This window comes from Rhizobium sp. Root1334 (assembly GCF_001426665.1).
Lineage (GTDB): Bacteria > Pseudomonadota > Alphaproteobacteria > Rhizobiales > Rhizobiaceae > Pararhizobium.
The window spans coordinates 241,188-258,772 of the sequence record NZ_LMEY01000028.1 but is presented as its reverse complement, the minus strand read 5'-3'; the positions used below and the strand labels follow the sequence as shown (position 1 = coordinate 258,772).

Below are 17,585 nucleotides of genomic sequence, written 5' to 3'. Positions count from 1 at the left end.
GCCGGACCGCCCAGTGCATTCCGGAGGCCCGACGGGCCGTTGTTTCGGCGGCCCTAGTTCACGGCCACGCGAACCTCTCCATCGACCACCTCGGCCGGATAGGTTTTCAGATTTTCGCAGGCAGGCAGCCGGATGGCCTCGCCCGTGCGATAATCGAAGGCTCCGGAATGCTTGGGACATTCCACCTCGAAATCCATCACCAGGCCATCGGCAAGGTGGACAGCCTCATGGGTGCACAGACCGGCCGTGCAATAGACACGATCATCCGGTCCACGATAGATCGCGTAGGTGCGTCCACCATGGTCGAAGCGAATGGCGCCTTCCTGTTCGATGTCATCGAGTTGGCATGCGGAAACCCAGCTCATTCTGCAGCCTCCCCGGCGGCTGCACGGGCCTTGCGGGCTGCCAGTTTTTCTTTCCGTTTGCGGTAGCGATCCTGCATCTGAGCCTCGCCTTCTGGCGAGCCGTCGTGCCAGGTGCCAAACCACTTATCGAGCGGGATCAAAGCATCGCCGTAGTTCACTTCGAAGTACTTGTGATGCAGGTAATGCGCATAGGCATGGCTATCGACCAGCTTGTCCTCACCGACTTCGACCTTGTCGAAGCCGACATGGCCGGGAATGGCGCCGAAACCCGCGTAATGCAGCTGGTACAGCATGAGGATGGGGTTGGACGGCAGGATCAAATGGTAAAACGCCGTTCCGAAGTAGAGCAGATGCTCAACCGGGTGCATCGACAGCGACGACCACGGTGACGGATTGACCGAGTTATGGTGGACCGAATGCACCCACTTGTAGAGCAACGGCGTGTGGATCAGCCGGTGCACGCAGAAAAAGTGGAATTCGTGGATGATCGGCACGACGAGTGCGACAAGCGCCAGTGTCCAGGGATTCTCCGCAAAGGCAAGCCAGGGCGCGTACCCGTTGGCATAGGCCCAGAGCATACCAGCCTCGATTGCCGTCCAGATGACAACACCGGACAGAAAGGTGCGCAGAATGTTGTCTTTGTTCTGGTTTTCGAACCAGAACGCCTGGTTTTTCTGTTCGGCGGGGAATTTGCCATTGTATTTAAAGCGGGTTTCCTGGCGTTTCAGCACGTAAAGATGAAGCTCGAACGCGCCGTAGAACAGGAAAACGCAGACAGTGTTGACAGCATAAAGCCAGGCGATCCAGCCAAAGCCGAGCGTCCGCATGGTTTCCATCGGCGGAATGACCCAAGCCCAATAGGCCAATGCCGAGGCCGCAAAGACCACGTTCCAGGGGAAGAAATAATGTGGCAGCCATTTCAGGATTGCCATAATCCGCGTCGGGAACTGGAAGAGCGGCGCATACTGAACCGGCTGCTTCGGCGCCCAGTCGCCACGCTTGTTGCGCGTTCCATACTTAAGGTCGTCCATTACGTTCTCCCTGGGGCGGAGCACGTCTGACGTGCTCGCACAAAGCTTTGATTGAAGGAGAGCGGACGCTTTCGCCGGCTGTTCAAAGCGAACGTCTAGGCCTTCCTCCCTGCCATTTAGGTAGCAGGAGGACCGCAAAACGCCGAAGGCTTCGTTGATCAGATTAGATCAGAGAGCTTCTGCGGTGATGGTGATGAAACGAATGGGGTTGGGATCCGGCTTAATCTTCGTCAAGCCGATCCGATACAAGATCCAGTCCAGCGCCCGCTGTGCCTGCGCTTCGGGCGCCTGGTCGAGGACCACATCGACGATGCCATTGCGTAAGGCCGTGCGGGTGTAATCCGTGAGTTCGTGAGCGACGAACAAGATCTCGCGGCCTCGCTGATGGCGGCCCAGCACCTTGATTAAGGCGGAGTTCGCGCCGCCTGCATTATACAGGCCGGCAAGATCGGGATATTTCTCAAGAGCGTAGCATAGGGATGCCTCGCTATACTGCTCTTCGTCCCGGCTGAACCCGATCCACTCAAAACTGACGGCGCCACGATGCTCGGCAAAATAGTCAGAAAAACCGCGCATGCGCTCCCGGTGCACCTGATAGATCGGATGGCAGAGCGCAACTACCGGCCCCGCCTGCGTCGTCATCCGGGAGATGAAGTGGGCTGCGGTACGACCGGCTGCGTAGTTATTGATGCCGACAAATTCTCCCCGCGTTTCGGATGCCCGTGTCACCACATGGACCACCGGTGTCCCGCGTTTGACAACGGCATCCACTGCAGCGCCGATGGTGGGGCTGTTGGGCACGGCCAGTATCAAGCCCGCCCGTGGAACGTCAGCAGCCAGGATCCGTTTCGCGATTTCGTCGGGGTTCTTCTCATCCGTAAAGCTGCGTTGAACAACGACCAAAGGATCCAGTGTTGATGCGATGCTTTCAAACTCGTGGGAAAGCCTGCGGTAGAACGTTGTCTCCGGACGGACCATCAGCACTTCAATACGCAGCAGCTTGTGGTGTGCGTCTGGTATCGTGCGTGGATATTTCAGAGTCCGTGCAGCAAGCGTTACCTTTTCAATGAGTTCTGGACGAACGCCGCCACGCCCGTTCAGAACGCGCTCGACTGTCGCTGTCCCAACGCCGGCAAGGCGGGCAATATCCTGATAGTTCGGTCTGCTCATGCGTAATCTGCCGCCCCAACTCCTTCGCCAATCGTATCGGGGATTCCCCAAGCGCTTGGCGCATGAATCAGAGGATATCGTGTTTTTGGTAGTGTGTCTGAGGCGGTTGCAAAACGAAATGCGTTGAACAATGCAAAACGGCCGAGGGGCAGCTCTTTTGTCGGGAACTTTGCCTATCTCACGGCGGCAACGATCCGGACGCCGTCGATATTTATTGGTCCGACACTCCCTAGCTCGCAGCTTTCACAAACGCATCAAATATGCGAGCGCCCGGGTGGTCCGCGGTGTCGAGCCGTTCCGGATGCCACTGCAGGCCCATGGCAAAAGATTGCGATCTCACCTCAATGGCTTCGACAACACCGTCTGGACCGCGGGCGGTAACAACCACGCTGCCGGATATGTCGACGATCGCCTCCCGATGGAAGGTATTGACGTCGAATGTCTCGGCATTGAGAATTTCAGACATTCTGGTGCCACTGGGGATGTGTACGGGATGGAACGTATCGGTCTGGTCATGGTTGAGCGCACCGGGCCACGAGGAATGCACATCCGAAACCATTCGGCAGCCGTTGAGGCACCCAAGCATTTGCATACCATTGCAGATACCGAGCACAGGCTTGTCGCGGCTAAGAAATCCTTCCATGAGCGCCATTTCGACGGCGAGACGCTCGGACGCCGGGTATTGGGACTGGTCGCCTTCGACGTACCATTCCGTCGGAAAGTGGATGCGCCCACCGACGCTCAAGAAGCCATCGAACTCTTCGACCACCTGGCCGATCACGTCATGCTGATATGGAATACCGAACCCAATGGCGCCGGCTCGGCTGATGGCGGAGAAGTAGTTCTTGGAGATCTCATAGCCGTCGCCACCAGAGCTGGTGTTTTCATCCAAGATCACGGCGATTTTCGGTTTGCGGCCCATTCTGTTCCCACCTGTTGTTTATAGCTTACTTCTGGCTGCTCTGGCTTACCGGAGTTGTCATAGCCCTATGCCGAAGCCAGCCGGACTTTATGACTGGCACCGATCTCAACCAGTTCGGAAGGCGCAGGTGCCGTAAAAACATCCGGCGCCGTGCTGCCGTCGGAAATGAAGCTGCGGCCGGCAAATTGCGGCACATCGGAAACACAATCCTGTAATTCGGCCGTGTTCAGTGCCTTCTCCGGATCGGGAATGGCGGCGATCAACCGGCGGGTATATGGATGCGCCGGCGCTTCGAAGATTTCCCGCCATCCGCCTTCTTCCACGATTTGTCCGAAATACATCACCAGCACCCGGTCGCTCATATGCTCGACCACGCTGAGGTCGTGGCTGATCATCAGGTAGGAAAGACCGAGTTTTTCCTGAAGGTCCAGCAACAGGTTGATGATTTGCGCCCGGATCGAGACGTCGAGAGCCGATACCGGCTCGTCGAGCACGACGATCTCCGGTTCGAGGATCAGGGCACGGGCAATGCCGATACGCTGGCGCTGGCCACCGGAAAATTCATGCGGATATCGGTTTGCGTGCTCGGGTGTCAGGCCGACATTCTTGAGCATGACTTCGATGCGGCCGTCGATTTCCGAGCCAGCGGTAAAGCCATGCAAACGCAGCGGTGCCGCAAGCGAGCTGCGTACTGACTGGCGCGGATTGAGCGAGGCGTAGGGGTCTTGAAACACCATCTGTACTGCCTTGGCGCGCTGCATACGTCCCGGCGCGCCAGGGCCGGCGAGAGGCAGGCCACGGTAACGGATCATGCCCTCCGTCGGCTCCTGAAGGCCGAGGATCGAGAGCGCGGTTGTCGACTTTCCGCAGCCGGATTCGCCGACGATCGAGAGGCATTCCCCTTTGGCAAGCGAAAAACTGATGCCGTTGACGGCGTGCAGCATGCGCCGGCCTCTGCCGAGCAGGCCGCCCCCGGAAATCGGAAAACGGACATGCAGGTCGTCCACCTGCAGCAGCGGGGCGGTCATGGCTGGCTCCCCTCTATACCGCGCGGGGCGATGAAGCGGGTCTCGGTCAGCTTCGAGCGGTCGGCAATGATGCTGTCGATATCGACCAGCCGCTGGCGGCCATGCTGACTGCGGCTGCCAAGGCGAGGCAGGGCGCCGAGTAGCCCTTTCGTATAGTCGTGCCGGGGTGTATCGAAGAGCGCCCTCGTCTCGTTCTCCTCGACGAGACAGCCGGCATACATGACGCCGACGCGCTGGCAGATGCTGGCGATGACGCCGAGATCGTGGCTGATGAAGAGTACGGCCGTGCCGCGTTCGGCGCAGAGTTCCTTGATCAGGCGCAGCACTTCGGCCTGTACGGTGACGTCGAGCGCTGTTGTCGGTTCGTCGGCGATCAACAGGTCGGGATTGCAGGCGAGCGCCATGGCGATCATGACACGCTGACGAAGGCCGCCCGACATCTGGTGCGGATAGTTTTTCGCGCGCCGGTCCGGGTTGGGGACACGAACGCTGGCGAGCGCGTCGATCGCAAGCTTCTGGGCTTCGTTCCAACTCTTGTCCTGATGCAGCACAAACATTTCGGCGATCTGCCGGCCGACAGTGGACAGGGGGTTCAGCGCGGTCATCGGTTCCTGGAAGATCATGGCGATACGGTTGCCGCGCAGGCGGCGCATTTCCCGTTTTGGCAAAGTCAGCAGATTCTGCCCCTTGAACAGGATTTCGCCGCTGGAGACGGCCAGCGGCCTCTTCAGCAACCCCATCACGGCAAGCGATGTCACTGACTTGCCGGAGCCGGACTCTCCGACGAGGCCATAGGCCTCGCCGGGCATGATCTGGAAAGAGACACCCTTGAGCAACGGGTGGTGGGCGGAACGGCCGAGTGCCACACCCAGATGCAGGCTTCTGATGTCGAGAAGCGGAGCTGTCATGGCTTGCGCGTCCTCATATGTGGGTCGAGGCTGTCTCGCAGACCGTCGCCGAGAAGGTTGAAACCGAGCACCGACAGGAAAATGGCAAGGCCGGGAAAGATCGCGACCCATGGTGCCAGCTGGATGAGCTGGCGCGCGTCGGTCAACATTGAGCCCCAGCTCGGAAACGGCGGCTGGATGCCGAGGCCGAGGAAGGAAAGGGCTGCTTCCGACAGTACCGCCGACCCCATACCGAGCGTCGCCATAACGAGGATCGGCCCCATCATGTTGGGCAGGATTTGGGTGAACATGATGCGCAGGTCTCCATACCCCAGCGTTTGTGCTGCCTGCACATAGCCTTGCGATTTCAGCGACAGCGTCGAGGAGCGCGCGATGCGGCAAGTCCAGCTCCAGTTGGTGAGGCCGAGTGCGACAAGAAGAGACGGCAGGCCCGGCCCGAGCACCGCCATAACTGCGAGCGCGAAGATCAGTGAGGGAATAGCGAGCATCACGTTGGTGAGGCCGTTTACCAGATCGTCCCACCAGCCGCCCCAATAGCCGGCGGTCATGCCGAGTGTGACGCCGATGATTGAGTTGATCACCTGCGAGACAATGCCGACCGTCAGCGAAATCTGCGCACCGAAGAGAATACGTGTATAGACGTCGCGTCCCTGAGCATCCGTGCCGAACCAGAAGGTAGCGTCAGGCGGCAGTTCGGAACTCATCAGGTCTGCGTCGAGTACCGGGTCGAAGGGCGCGATCCACGGAGCGAGGACACCAGCGAAAATCACCAGTGCCGTCAGGCCGGTGCCGAGCCAGAAATTGAAGCCGAGACGCATTGCCGTCACTCCTGCTTGATGCGTGGGTCGATCGCGGCATAGATCAGATCGACGGCAGTATTGATGACGAGGAACCACAGCACGATGACGAGGATGGTGCCCTGCACCACGGGGATATCGCGGATCGCAACGCTATCGACCAGCAGTGAACCAATGCCAGGCCAGGCAAAAAGCTTTTCAATGACGACGGCCTGGCCGATCAGCGAGCCGAATTGCAGGCCAACCGTCGTGACGATCAGGACCAGCGCATTGCGCGCCACATGCCAGCGCACCACCTTGATTTCGCTCATGCCCTTGGAATGGGCGGTACGGATAAAATCGGCGTTCAGCACATCGAGCACCCCTGCCCGCGTGGTTCGTGCGAGGAGCGCAAGCGGCGTAACGCCGAGCGTGACGGCAGGAAGAATAAGGTTCTGGAACGACCCGTTGCCATAACCGAAGCTCGGCAGCCAGTTCAGCTGCAGGGCAAACAGATACATGGCCAGAAGGCCCAGCCAGAACTGCGGCATGGACAGGCCCGAGACCGCACCGATCATCGTCACTGTATCGAGTATTGAGCCGGGTCTCATTGCGGCGAGAAAACCGAGCGGCACGCCGACGGCAAGGGCAAAGACCATGGCAGCGATCGCCAGTTTCAGCGAAGCCCACATCCGGTCGTTGATGAGGTCGATGACCGGCTGGCGGGTGCGGAAGCTGGTGCCGAGATCGAATTGCGCAAGGTCCGTGACATAGGTCACGAAGCGCTCCATCAACGGCTTGTTCAGCCCAAATTCCTCGATGAGGCGGGCGATCATCTGCGGGTCGGCGGCGCGTTTGCCATCGGCAAACAGGCTGGCGGCAAAGGTGCCAGGCACCACCGAGAAAATGACGAAAATAAGCAGCGCCACCACGACGACGGTGGGTATGATCTGCAGGATACGGCGCAGGGTGAAACGAAGCATGAGCGGTCCCGGTTTGGCCGGCCTTACGGAACGGCAATCGATGCGGAGGTGGCCGTGATGTTTCCACGGCCACCTCCGAACCTCTCAAGGCTTACTGGCGAGCGGGCGCCGTTTCGTCGATCCAGATTTCGTCATAGGGCTGGACCGCCAATTCCGTTGCGTTCGGAACGAGGCCGTGAATCCACGGCTGGTAGGCCATGACCGCCTTGTTGTAGTTGAAGAACCAGACCGGTGCGTCGTCCTGCACGATGTTGTTGGCCTGGCGCAGCAGATCGTTCTGCTTGGCCGGGTCGCGCTCCTGCTGGGCCGCCTCATAGAGCTTGTCGAATTCGGGGCTCGCATAGCTCGTATGGTTGCAGGCCGATTGCTGCGTCTTGGAATGGAAGCAGCGCAGCGCATTCAGCGGGTCGGGACCAGACAGGTTTGACCAGATGAAGGCCTGGAAGGTGTTCGACGTCACGGCGTCGCCAAGTGCGGAGCTTTCGACCGGCTTCGGCTTCACGGTGATGCCGACCTTCTTCAGCATCGGCAGAATCGCCTCGACGATCGGCACGCCCCAGCTTTCGTTGGGGCTCGCCGTCACCTCGAACTCGAACCCGTCGGCATAGCCGGCTTCAGCAAGCAAGGCCTTGGCCTTCTCCGGGTCGAAGGCATAGGCAGCCTTGTCCTTGTCGAAGGCCGGCGAAGAGAGCGGCAGCCAGCCGGAGGCGGGATAGGCCTTGTTCTTGACGAGGCGTTCGATGATCAGCGGTGCGTTGATCGCATAGTTGATCGCCTGACGCACCCGCTTGTCCTTGAAGGGTTCGAATGCCGGGTTGAAACCGATATTGCGGGTATAGACCTCGGCGACTTCGAGCAGGTGATCCTTCAGGCCTTCCTCGCCCTGATAGGCTTGGTACTGCGTCGGGCCAAGGATCGAGACGTCGATTTCCTTGTTGCGGAACGCGACGTCGCGCGCAGCGTCTTCGGCCATCAACACGATGTTGATGCGGTCCAGATAGGGCTTGCCTTCCTCGTAATACTTGTCGAACTTTTCAACGACGACCTGCGAGCCCGGCACATGCTCTTTGAAGACAAAGGCGCCGAGGCCGATGGGGTTCTTGGCGAAGCTTGATTCATCCTCGACATTTGACGGGTAAATGACCGTCGTGTTCTGCATCAGTGGGAAGCCGGGGTTGATCGGGCCGGTGTAGGTGATCTCCAGCGTGTTATCATCGATCTTCTTGAGACCGGAAATTTCGTCCGCCTTGCCGGCGATGAACTCGTCGGCGCCCTTGATGACGGCGATGAAGCTGGCGCCTGGGAACGCATTCTTCGGATTGGCGATGCGCTTGTAGCTGTAGATGAAGTCGTCGGCCGTCAGCGGCTTACCGTTGTGGAACACCGCGTTCTTGCGCAGGTGATAGGTGTGGACCGTGCCATCCTCGGAGACGTCTTCGGAATCCGCCAGTTCGAGCACCGGCTTGTTCTCGATCGAGTTCCAGCTGTAGAGACCGCGGTGGATGGCCTGCGTGATGAATTCTTCCTGCGTGTTGGGGCTCGCCTGCACGTCGAGCGTGGCGAAGCTTGAGCCGTACGGCGCCGTGAAGACGAGTGTTCCGCCGGAACGTTCGCCGGCGGCAAGAGCCCCGGTTGCGACGCTGAGGCTCAGCATTGCGGCGAGTGTCAGTTTTTTCAGCATGTCGTTCTCCCTCTCGTGCCGTTTTCGGCATCGTTTCGATAATTTAGTCCGGCAAGTCTCTATCGCGCATCGTGCACGACGCGGCCTGCAAGCAGGGTCAACAGGCAGCGCGTGCCTGAGAGGATAGTATCCGCAGGGGCCTCCAGAAGGTCATTGTCGAAGACCGCGATGTCGGCCCATTGGCCCGGCACCAGCCTGCCCTTCACGGCCTCGGCTTTCTGCGAATAGGCGCCGAATTCCGTATAGGCCTGAAGCGCCTCCTCGCGGCTCAGTTTTTCGGCATCGTCCATCACCGTCCCCTTGCCGGTCTTACGGGTGATCATGGCATGCAGGTTCGGGAAGGGATCGGGCGAGCAGACCGGCGCGTCGGATCCGGTTGAAGGCTTGAGGCCCATGCGCATCCAGGTGCCGATCTGGTAGGAAGGCTTGCCCCGTTCTTCGCCCAACACGGAAATGTAGCTATCGCCGAAATCGTGGATGAAGGCCATCTGCGGTGCCGGCAGGATGCCGGTCGCCTTCATGCGCGCGTCCTGCTCGGCCGTCGAGAAACCGCAATGTTCGATGCGGTGGCGCCGGTCCGGATCGGGATTGGCGGCCAGCGCCTTCTCGTAGGCGGTGATCAACTGCCCGATCGCGCCGTCGCCAATGGCATGGCAGGCCATCTGGTAGCCGCGGTCATGACAGGATTTGACGATCGCCTCGACTTCGGCATCCGGCAGCATCTGTACGCCTATATTGTCGGGTTCGCCCAGATAGGGTTTCGACATCCAGGCGGTGCGTCCCCCGGCCGAACCATCAAGGAAGATCTTGACCGCACCGACGCGCAGCATGTCGTCACCCGCACCGGAAATAAGGCCGGCCCGCCAGGAGTCCTCAACGATCGAAACACCGGGATCACCAAGCAGCGTCAGCCAGACACGAACCGGCAGGCGGCCGGAAACCTTGGCCATTTCATAGGCCTGAATTTCCGCAAAGCCTGAGAGCTGGCCGACCGCCGCATCCATGCAGCTGGTGATACCGAGCGACAGCAGGTAACGCCCGCCCCGTTCGATACCGTCAACAAGCTCTTCAGTCGTTACCTCGGGCATCGCCGCCTTGATCAGGTTCATGGCATTTTCGGCGAAGAGACCGTTGAGGCGGCCGTCCGTGAGACCGATGACGCCGCCGTCTGGGACCGGCGTCGCCTCGGTGACGCCGGCCAGTTTCAGTGCCTGCGAATTGGCGATGGCCACATGGCCGCAGGCGCGTGTCAGCAGCACCGGGTGGTCGGGGATGGCGCGGTCCAGATCCTCGCGCGTCGGGTGCTGACCGGTATCGAGCTTGACCTGGTCATAACCGCGTGCACGGACCCAACCGCCCTTCGGGGTAGCTGCGGCGCGCTCGGCAAGTGTCGCCATCAAGGCGGCCAGCGTTGGTGCGGCAGCGGGCGTTGCATCCACCCAGCCCATGGTGATGCCGGTGGAGATCAGGTGCAGGTGATTGTCGATGAGGCCGGGGCTGGCAAAGCGACCCTCAAGATCAATGACCTCGGTACGCGGCCCCCTGAGGCTCAACATGTCGGCATCGCTGCCCGTTGCAAGAACCTTACCTTGCCACACGGCAACAGCCTCGCTGATGCCCTCCTCCCGGCCGCGCCAAATGCGGCCATTGTGCACGATAAGATCGGCTTCGATTGCGAATGCCATTCACAGCTCCCCCTGTGGGCACCGGACGAACCGGTACCTATTTCCTCCACACACAACGTGGAAGGTTGTGGCTGACTTGGCCAATTCGGTTTTGGCACCACCCCATGCGAAATCGGCATACCCATTTTGATTGAATGACTTATGATCGTTTTCCGGGGTAAACAGGATCGGGGGAACGGTTTATGGAGATCAAGTGGCTGGAGGATTTCGTGACGCTTGCCGATACGTCCAGCTTTTCGCGGGCTGCTGAATTTCGCAATGTCACGCAGCCGGCCTTTAGCCGGAGGATCAAGCAGTTGGAGAGTTGGCTAGGCGCGACACTGATCAGCCGCGCCACCATGCCGGCCGAACTCACCCCCGCCGGACGTAATTTCCTTCCGGTCGCACAGGAAGCAATCCGTACCTTCTATGCAGCGCGTGAGACATTGCGCCCGTCGCACGAACCTGGCCTCATCCGCTTTGCCGCGCTGCATACGCTGACGGTCACTTTTTTCCCGGGTTGGGTGAAGGCGCTGGAAGACGCGGGCAGTACGTTCAGCACCTCGCTCATCCCTGACCGCGGTGGGATCGAAGCCAACCTCGATGCGCTTGTCAACGACGAGGCGGATTTCTTCCTGACCTATGCCCATCCGGAAGTGCCGTTTCACCTTGATCGCGGTCAGTTTGCCTCTCTGACTGTCGCTCATGACCGGCTGATCCCGCTGGTTTCGCCGGAGATCGTACTGTCGGGCAATGTACAGCCGGGCCGCAATCTCATTGACCGCGCTGTCGCGCAGCCGCGATTGGCCATTCCCTGCCTGAGTTATGGCCTCAATTCCTTCTTCGGGGTTGCGCTATCGCGCCTTTGGCTACGCCGCCCGCCCTTCCGGCGCCGCACGACACACGAAAATACAATCAGTGCTGGGCAAATGAATATGGCTGTGACGGGCGCAGGCGTATGCTGGCTGCCGGAAAGCCTGGCGCGCGACGAAATGCAGGCTGGCCGCCTGGTGCCCGCATCGGTAGACGAGGGCTGGAATCTCGACCTCGAAATCCGCCTCTATCGCCACGCCGCGAGCCGCAACAGAAAGGTCGAAGACCTCTGGCGCACAGCGGGGCAACTGTTGGAACGCGTGCCGGTCTGATCAGACCTTGAGGAAGACCAGTGCCCGCAGGATTTCGGCAAAATCCCTGTGTTCGAAGGCGACCGCACGGGGCCCGTGTGCACGAGCGCCGGGATACCAGCCGGCGCGATACGCATCCGTCGGATTGTTGAATTCGATGACCACCTCGTAGTGCTCCGGCATTGCGGGCAGTGCCTGCGCGAAATCGCCCGAGAGCGCCAAGGCTACGCCCTCGCGGATAAGGCGCCGCGACCATGCAGGCGAGATGGACGTTGAGGCGCGGCCCCGGCCGTCCAGCGTCTCCACGGCCGCGAGGCCCGGCACCATGGCCCGTGCCTCCGCGCAAATGCCGTCATCACCGGCCAGAAAAACGGAAGGCACCCCATAACCCGCAGCACACAGCGCATTGACGGTAAACTCGGACGCAACCTCGCCATTCAGCAGTAGCCGCGAAATGCGCAGGTTGGACGTATGGGCAAGCGGATTGGCCTCGCTGCCTGCCTTGGAGTGGTAGCCGGTATAAATGGCGGCGGCAAAGCCTTCGTCGAGCCCGAACATCATGGAGTCCGGATGGCCTGACCAGCCGCGCACGATCCGCGCGTAATCAGGCAACCGGTCGAGAATGAGATTGCGACCGCTGTCGTGGGCGTCCTTGATGACCACTTCCGTCGCGCCGGCAGAACGCGCGCCCTCGCAGGCGGCGACCACTTCGGCAGTCATCAAGGCCCGGAATTCGGCCCAGTCCGGGTGCGTGCGCTCGGTCTCGTCCCAATGGGCAATGCCGGCGGTTCCTTCGATATCGGCGGAGATAAAGACTTTCATGGCGTGGGGTTCTCCTTCAACCAGTCGGCAAGAGCGGGATAAATCCGGCCGTTGCGGGCCGGTGTGGCGGGGGCCATGCAGAGCGCGTTCAACACGGCCTCCTGCGTCGTCTCGGTGGCGGCTCGAAAGGCAATGTCGATGTTCTCATCGGCAAGCCGTTCCTGCGTGGCGAATGGTGTTGACGGGTCATGCGCCACCGGATCTGCGGTGGTGAAACACAGGACGACATCGCCACTGCCATGACCCCAGAAGGCGCCGAGCCGCGCAAGTCCTGCACCGCCGCGCCGCGCAACCCGTTGCAACTGGCGATCGCCGAGTGGCAGGTCTGTTGCCATGACGATGATGACCGAGCCCTGCTCGGGACTGGCAGGCGCGCGCGGATCGGGACGGCGGCCGTCTGGCAGGACGAGATCACCCGTTGCGCCGAAATTGGCGAGCACCAGAGTGCCGAGCGTGAAGTTGCGCTTGCCGATCCGCATTTGCCGCGAGGCCGTACCGATGCCGGCCTTGAACCCAAAGGCGGTCATACCCGAACCGGCACCCACCGCGCCCTGGTCCACAGGTCCAGTGCTGGCAGCGAGCAGCGCAGCTTCGGCGTCGGCTGATGTCACTGCCATCGCCTGAATATCATTGATGCTGCCGTCATTGCATTCGCAAACGAGTGCGTTGACCGTGGAGGTCTTTCGTCCGATGGCCGGATTGGCGGCGATGGCGCGGCGGATCAGCGCTTCCGTGCAGGCCGCAACCCCGAACGTGTTGGTAAGCAGGATCGGCGTCTCGATCGTTCCGAGTTCAGCAACCTGCATCAGGCCGGCCGACTTGCCAAAACCGTTGATGACCTCGACGGCGGCGCGTGGCTTCACGCGAAAAATGTCGCCGGCATGAGGCACGATAGCCGTCACGCCTGTGAAAAGCCCATCGCCGCGTACAGAGCTATGGCCAACCGAAACACCCGCGACATCGGTAATGGCATTGCCCAGACCCGGCTCAAGTCTCCCCTGCGGGATCAGTCCCAATTCGCGTGCCGTCTTCATGTTATCCCCCTGTCGTTCCGCCGTTCCTAGACCGGAACGCCCGCTGCTTCCAGATAGAGGGCCTGGAGTTTTCTGGTGATGGGACCGGGCTTACCGTCTCCGATCATTCGGCTGCCGATGCGCACGACGGGCATGACCAGGCTTGAGGCAGAGGTCTGGAAGGCTTCGGCGGAGCCTTGTGCCTCTTCGGGCGTGAAGGCGCGTTCCTCCAATTGTAGTCCCTCTGTGGCACAGAGCCGCGCAATGGCGCGCTGCGTGCAGCCCGGCAATGTTGCCTGCGAGGCGGCACGGGTCAGAATGCGTCCGTCGGCGGTAATGACATGAGCCGTCGATGATGCGCCTTCCGTCACCAGCCCGTTCTCGACCATCCAGACATCGTCGAAACCACTACCGCGCGCCGCCTGCTTGACCATGACCTGGCCGAGCAACATCGTCGTCTTGATGTCCCTCCGTTGCCAGCGCGGATCGTCCACCAACTTGACCGCTATGCCGTGCTGCTGCGCTTTCGTGCCCGTCAGCGTCTTCGCCTGGGTGAAGCCGACGAGACGCGGAGCCAGCGCATCGGAATAGAAAAAGTCACGATCCGCTTCGCCGCGCGAGACCTGCAGATAGACAGTGCCATCCTGCAGGGCGTTGCGCGCAATGAGTTCTGCCTGGACGCTGGCAATTTCCGCTCGGGAAAAAGCAAGGGGAATAGCAAGCTCCTTCAGTGAGCGTTCCAGGCGGTTGAGGTGCAGGTCGTTATCGATCATCCGCCCTCCGATCACCGCTGTCACTTCGTAGACGGAATCGCCGAACAGGAAGCCGCGATCAAAGAGCCCGATGCGGGCCTCCTCCTCCGGTACGAATTGACCGTGCACATAGACGATCCTGCCCATCTGTTCCTCTTGCCGCGCCAGTTGACCTTGGTGCGGACCATAGAAACGATTTGCGGCAGCTGACCAATTCAATTTGGGCAGCACCCTATGCAAAATTAGCCTAGGGCTTTAATTTTCAACCGGTTGGCGCCATTACGCGCACCGGTCATAGCTGATCCCGCGCGCCAGCCAGCAGCCAAGCGTCAGCCCGATGACATGACCGTCTTCATCGCGAATGACCTGCAACGTCCAGTCACCTGGCGCGGGCGCGTCCATGGACCGGCGCGTCACGACGATCCAGAGATCCGGCCCTGCAGGCCTGATGATCTCAGGCCGCCGATACCCAAAAAACCTTCCGCCGTGAGATAAGCGGCGCCGTCCCGGTGCTCAATGACGATATCCGCCGCAAGCTCCGCCGAACGGTAGCGCCCTGCAATTTCCACATCCGCGACTGGCGTCGCGGCGGGCACCGGCACCAGTCTTTCGGAAAAATTCTCCTGCGGGCGCTGCATGAGGAGATCTGCGCCCTCTTGACTGACGCTGACGTCAAGGGAGGCAAGCTTCCCCTCTGGCGTTTCCTGCAGCGCCTCGACCGAAGTCCCGAAGCGGAGGCTTACCGTTTCGTATCCCGTTTCAAGCCGCGCAAGCAGGCCGGTCTCATGGCTGATCCATTGGCCCGCATAGCGTTTGTGCAGCGGCCGCGATACGGGATGCGGCAGGCCGAGTGCGGCCCTCAGCACCTGCTGAGCTGCTCCATGGGCATCGCCCTGGTGGTTGAACATGACCACAACGGAAAGCCGCGCTTGTGTCGAGCAAATCCGATGAGCGCGGAAGCCGCGCAGGGCACCACCGTGACCGGTAAAGGTGAAATCACCAACCTGCGAATGCTTGAGGCCGAAACCATAGGCGGCAGGTGTCCCATCGCGGAAGCTTTGGGGTGCCGCGATCCGCTGATAGAGGCTGTCCGGGTCCTCGCGCGTCGCGTCAATCCAGCATTCATAGGCAAGCATGTCATCAAGCGAGGCGGAAATGCCCGCATCGCCCCGCCAATAGATCCCATTTTCCGCCGGCAGGTATCCCGTTGCATCATTGCCTTCATAACCGGTCACGCCGTCTTCCGGCTGCCTCGTATCAGCGGTCAGCGTGGCGCCCGCCATACCGGCCGGTTGCCAAACATGCCGGGCATAGAGCGCTTCGAGCGCCTCCCCGGAAACCTCTTCCACCAAATCGGCAATGAGCCGGAAATTTCCGTTGCTGTAGGAATAGCGCGTACCCGGCGCAAAGTGCGCGGTGCGCGTGCGCCAGAGGACCGACGTTCCATCCGCCCGCGAGAAGGTTTGCTCAGCCTTTGCGCCATGCAAAACGGTCAACGCCCAATAGTCACGCAGGCCAGACTGGTTGTTGCAAAGGTCGCGCACAAGCGGTAGCGGCCCCTCGAAATTCGGCAGGTGGTCTGCAAGACGTGCATCCAGATGCTCGGGCTGCCCGCAGGTTGCCAACAGGGTCGCGCAGGTGAATTGTTTCGAGATTGAGCAGATTGGCAGCCGTGTCTGCGGCGTCATCCGGCTTCGCGTATCGAGGTTGGAAAAACCCCAGGCATGGCGGGCGATGACACGCCCTTGACTTACCACGCCAACAACGCCGCCAGGCCCCTGGAACTGAACGGGAATGCTATCCATTTCCGCATGGAACTGCTTGCCGTCGATCATGCCCTGCTGAACTTTCGTCTGCTGCGAAGCCGTGCAACCAGCGCTCGCCCTGATTCTATTTTTTGGGATACTGTTCCATGGCTGATGGCATCGCAACGGGCAAAATCCTGCTTCGATATTCTCGCGATTCTGTTTCCCGTTGCTCGGTCAATCACCGGCCCGTCAGTTGATTACGGCGTGGGAACGTGCTGCCACGGCGCTTGGCGGTTTCATTGTTGCATCGCCGGAAATGAGATTTGTCTATCCTGCCGTCAACAAGGACTGGGCAAACTGCGGGCGTTCGTCTCGTCGCCGGTCCGCCCGCCGGACGGCGCACAACCTGCTCGCCAGTTTTATCGCCGCTTAGACAAACGTCCTAGCCGCTCTGACACAAGCGCCTTCCAGTATTTTCTGTAATATCTCTGTTTGAATGTCCGAGTTGAAACGGCTGGCCGCTCTTTCCATGGCGGCATTGCCATATTTCCTGCGCAAATCCTCATCCGCAGCCAACAAAGCCATCGAGCTTGCCATCCTGCCAACGTCGCCCTCGTCAATGAGGAGTCCCGTCACCTTATCGATCACAAGGTCCGAAATTCCGCCCACCGGCGTTGAGATTGTGGGTAATCCACATGACATAGCTTCCACAATCGAGACGGGAGATCCCTCTTTTCTCAGAGAATGCTGAATGAAGATGTCATGCTTCGCCATTTGATGCGCAAGTTCAAGCTGGCCTACGTAACCATGAAAAATAACGCGGTTGGTTAGATTCAGTTTCGCGACCAGCTGTTCAAGATCAGAGCGCTGAGGACCATCACCGAAAACACTCAGGCGGGCTGCCGGGAAAATTTTAAGAAATTTGGAAAATGCAGCAATCGATAGGTGGCAACCTTTTTCCTCTGCCAATCGAGAGGCCATAATGAAATTTAGCTCTGAATTGCCGAGATCACGTACGGGATGGAATACGGAGATGGGCGCTCCGCACGGTACGACGTGTATCTTATGACTGGGAACACCATGTTTGAGGAGCCAATCACGTTCTGCATTCGTGACAACAACCACCGCAGCGAAATGTTCCAGGCAGGCGCGTAGACTCCAGCGATACCATCTGTTGGTTTTAAATAAAAAGTCGCCGTGCAAATAAGCGACAAGAGGTACCTTTTGTTCAAGGGCAACCGGCAATAGTCGCATCGCCATGTCACCAAAATAGCAAAGTATAACCCCTGGATGTAGTTGCGCCATTAATTCCGCGATCTGCCGGCGCTCCTTTCCAACGGATGCGTAGAAGTTCCCGGACATGGCCGTTCTGGACCTGTGAAGCCAACGGCCACGGTTATCATAAGGGGCTGGGTCGCCGGAAATTTGGAATTCTTCGAAATCGTTTCGTGGCTGACTGACTGTGTTCTCGCGTTTCCACCAAACGACTTGCTTCTTAAATCCTTGGATCCCGCTCACTTGCCGCCATATCCATGGTTGGCCGCTCGCACCGAATTGACGCGTCACTATCATGAGGTTTGGGCAAGGCGGAGCTGACC

The 17,585-nt window shown here is 60.0% G+C and carries 15 protein-coding genes and 1 pseudogene; 1 reads left to right on the top strand and 15 read right to left on the bottom strand.

Annotation, left to right across the window (positions count from 1 at the left end):
* Positions 1-53: 53 nt before the first annotated feature.
* From ASD36_RS24685 to ASD36_RS24640, 10 genes are all read right to left on the bottom strand, one after another.
* The gene (locus ASD36_RS24685; protein WP_060502388.1) at positions 54-365 is read right to left on the bottom strand and encodes a MocE family 2Fe-2S type ferredoxin; all 312 of its coding nucleotides are present in this window, start codon (positions 363-365) and stop codon (positions 54-56) included.
* Entirely contained in the window at positions 362-1,396 is a 1,035-nt protein-coding gene (locus tag ASD36_RS24680; protein WP_060502387.1) for a sterol desaturase family protein, read from the bottom strand. Before ASD36_RS24680 ends, ASD36_RS24685 begins: the two co-directional genes overlap by 4 nt.
* A gap of 168 nt (positions 1,397-1,564) precedes the next feature.
* Entirely contained in the window at positions 1,565-2,566 is a 1,002-nt protein-coding gene (locus tag ASD36_RS24675; RefSeq protein WP_060502386.1) for a LacI family DNA-binding transcriptional regulator, read from the bottom strand.
* A gap of 229 nt (positions 2,567-2,795) precedes the next feature.
* Positions 2,796-3,488: a gamma-glutamyl-gamma-aminobutyrate hydrolase family protein gene (locus ASD36_RS24670; RefSeq protein ID WP_060502385.1), complete on the bottom strand. Its 693-nt coding sequence runs from the start codon at positions 3,486-3,488 to the stop codon at positions 2,796-2,798.
* Between the two features lie 65 nt (positions 3,489-3,553).
* Positions 3,554-4,516: an ATP-binding cassette domain-containing protein gene (locus ASD36_RS24665; protein ID WP_060502384.1), complete on the bottom strand. Its 963-nt coding sequence runs from the start codon at positions 4,514-4,516 to the stop codon at positions 3,554-3,556.
* On the bottom strand, positions 4,513-5,424 hold the full coding sequence (locus tag ASD36_RS24660; protein WP_060502383.1) for an ABC transporter ATP-binding protein: 912 nt from the start codon (positions 5,422-5,424) through the stop codon (positions 4,513-4,515). The genes ASD36_RS24665 and ASD36_RS24660 overlap by 4 nt, the downstream gene beginning before the upstream one ends.
* Complete coding sequence (locus tag ASD36_RS24655; RefSeq protein ID WP_060502382.1) at positions 5,421-6,242, bottom strand: ABC transporter permease; 822 nt, start codon at positions 6,240-6,242, stop codon at positions 5,421-5,423. The genes ASD36_RS24660 and ASD36_RS24655 overlap by 4 nt, the downstream gene beginning before the upstream one ends.
* A gap of 5 nt (positions 6,243-6,247) precedes the next feature.
* A complete protein-coding gene (locus tag ASD36_RS24650) occupies positions 6,248-7,183 on the bottom strand; it encodes an ABC transporter permease (protein ID WP_060502381.1) in 936 nt (311 codons plus the stop codon).
* A gap of 91 nt (positions 7,184-7,274) precedes the next feature.
* Complete coding sequence (locus tag ASD36_RS24645; RefSeq protein ID WP_060511937.1) at positions 7,275-8,864, bottom strand: ABC transporter substrate-binding protein; 1,590 nt, start codon at positions 8,862-8,864, stop codon at positions 7,275-7,277.
* A gap of 59 nt (positions 8,865-8,923) precedes the next feature.
* A complete protein-coding gene (locus ASD36_RS24640) occupies positions 8,924-10,549 on the bottom strand; it encodes an amidohydrolase (protein WP_060502379.1) in 1,626 nt (541 codons plus the stop codon).
* A 182-nt stretch (positions 10,550-10,731) separates the two neighbouring features.
* Between ASD36_RS24640 and ASD36_RS24635 the strand changes: the two genes are divergently transcribed.
* Positions 10,732-11,673: a LysR family transcriptional regulator gene (locus ASD36_RS24635; protein WP_060502378.1), complete on the top strand. Its 942-nt coding sequence runs from the start codon at positions 10,732-10,734 to the stop codon at positions 11,671-11,673.
* Here the strand turns inward: ASD36_RS24635 and ASD36_RS24630 are convergent, their stop codons facing one another.
* The 5 genes and pseudogenes from ASD36_RS24630 to ASD36_RS24605 all read right to left on the bottom strand — a co-directional run bounded on the left by ASD36_RS24630 (position 11,674) and on the right by ASD36_RS24605 (position 17,505).
* Complete coding sequence (locus ASD36_RS24630; protein WP_060502377.1) at positions 11,674-12,474, bottom strand: M55 family metallopeptidase; 801 nt, start codon at positions 12,472-12,474, stop codon at positions 11,674-11,676.
* On the bottom strand, positions 12,471-13,508 hold the full coding sequence (locus ASD36_RS24625) for a P1 family peptidase (RefSeq protein WP_060502376.1): 1,038 nt from the start codon (positions 13,506-13,508) through the stop codon (positions 12,471-12,473). Before ASD36_RS24625 ends, ASD36_RS24630 begins: the two co-directional genes overlap by 4 nt.
* Positions 13,509-13,534: 26 nt before the next feature.
* Positions 13,535-14,386, bottom strand: coding sequence for a D-amino-acid transaminase (locus tag ASD36_RS24620; protein ID WP_060502375.1), 852 nt, complete (start codon positions 14,384-14,386; stop codon positions 13,535-13,537).
* Between the two features lie 132 nt (positions 14,387-14,518).
* Positions 14,519-16,044: pseudogene (locus ASD36_RS24615) on the bottom strand (D-aminopeptidase).
* 372 nt (positions 16,045-16,416) lie between these two features.
* Positions 16,417-17,505 carry a glycosyltransferase family 4 protein gene (locus ASD36_RS24605; RefSeq protein WP_162246332.1) on the bottom strand — a complete coding sequence of 363 codons (1,089 nt, stop codon included), beginning with the start codon at positions 17,503-17,505 and terminating at the stop codon, positions 16,417-16,419.
* Positions 17,506-17,585: the final 80 nt, after the last annotated feature.

Bases quoted from the DNA above. Each gene is read 5' to 3' on its own strand.
- ASD36_RS24665 (WP_060502384.1), bottom strand. From the start codon at position 4,516: ATGACCGCCCCGCTGCTGCAGGTGGACGACCTGCATGTCCGTTTTCCG.
- ASD36_RS24630 (WP_060502377.1), bottom strand. From the start codon at position 12,474: ATGAAAGTCTTTATCTCCGCCGATATCGAAGGAACCGCCGGCATTGCC.
- ASD36_RS24685 (WP_060502388.1), bottom strand. From the start codon at position 365: ATGAGCTGGGTTTCCGCATGCCAACTCGATGACATCGAACAGGAAGGC.
- ASD36_RS24635 (WP_060502378.1), top strand. From the start codon at position 10,732: ATGGAGATCAAGTGGCTGGAGGATTTCGTGACGCTTGCCGATACGTCC.
- ASD36_RS24680 (WP_060502387.1), bottom strand. From the start codon at position 1,396: ATGGACGACCTTAAGTATGGAACGCGCAACAAGCGTGGCGACTGGGCG.
- ASD36_RS24625 (WP_060502376.1), bottom strand. From the start codon at position 13,508: ATGAAGACGGCACGCGAATTGGGACTGATCCCGCAGGGGAGACTTGAG.
- ASD36_RS24645 (WP_060511937.1), bottom strand. From the start codon at position 8,864: ATGCTGAAAAAACTGACACTCGCCGCAATGCTGAGCCTCAGCGTCGCA.
- ASD36_RS24675 (WP_060502386.1), bottom strand. From the start codon at position 2,566: ATGAGCAGACCGAACTATCAGGATATTGCCCGCCTTGCCGGCGTTGGG.
- ASD36_RS24620 (WP_060502375.1), bottom strand. From the start codon at position 14,386: ATGGGCAGGATCGTCTATGTGCACGGTCAATTCGTACCGGAGGAGGAG.
- ASD36_RS24650 (WP_060502381.1), bottom strand. From the start codon at position 7,183: ATGCTTCGTTTCACCCTGCGCCGTATCCTGCAGATCATACCCACCGTC.
- ASD36_RS24670 (WP_060502385.1), bottom strand. From the start codon at position 3,488: ATGGGCCGCAAACCGAAAATCGCCGTGATCTTGGATGAAAACACCAGC.
- ASD36_RS24660 (WP_060502383.1), bottom strand. From the start codon at position 5,424: ATGACAGCTCCGCTTCTCGACATCAGAAGCCTGCATCTGGGTGTGGCA.
- ASD36_RS24640 (WP_060502379.1), bottom strand. From the start codon at position 10,549: ATGGCATTCGCAATCGAAGCCGATCTTATCGTGCACAATGGCCGCATT.
- ASD36_RS24655 (WP_060502382.1), bottom strand. From the start codon at position 6,242: ATGCGTCTCGGCTTCAATTTCTGGCTCGGCACCGGCCTGACGGCACTG.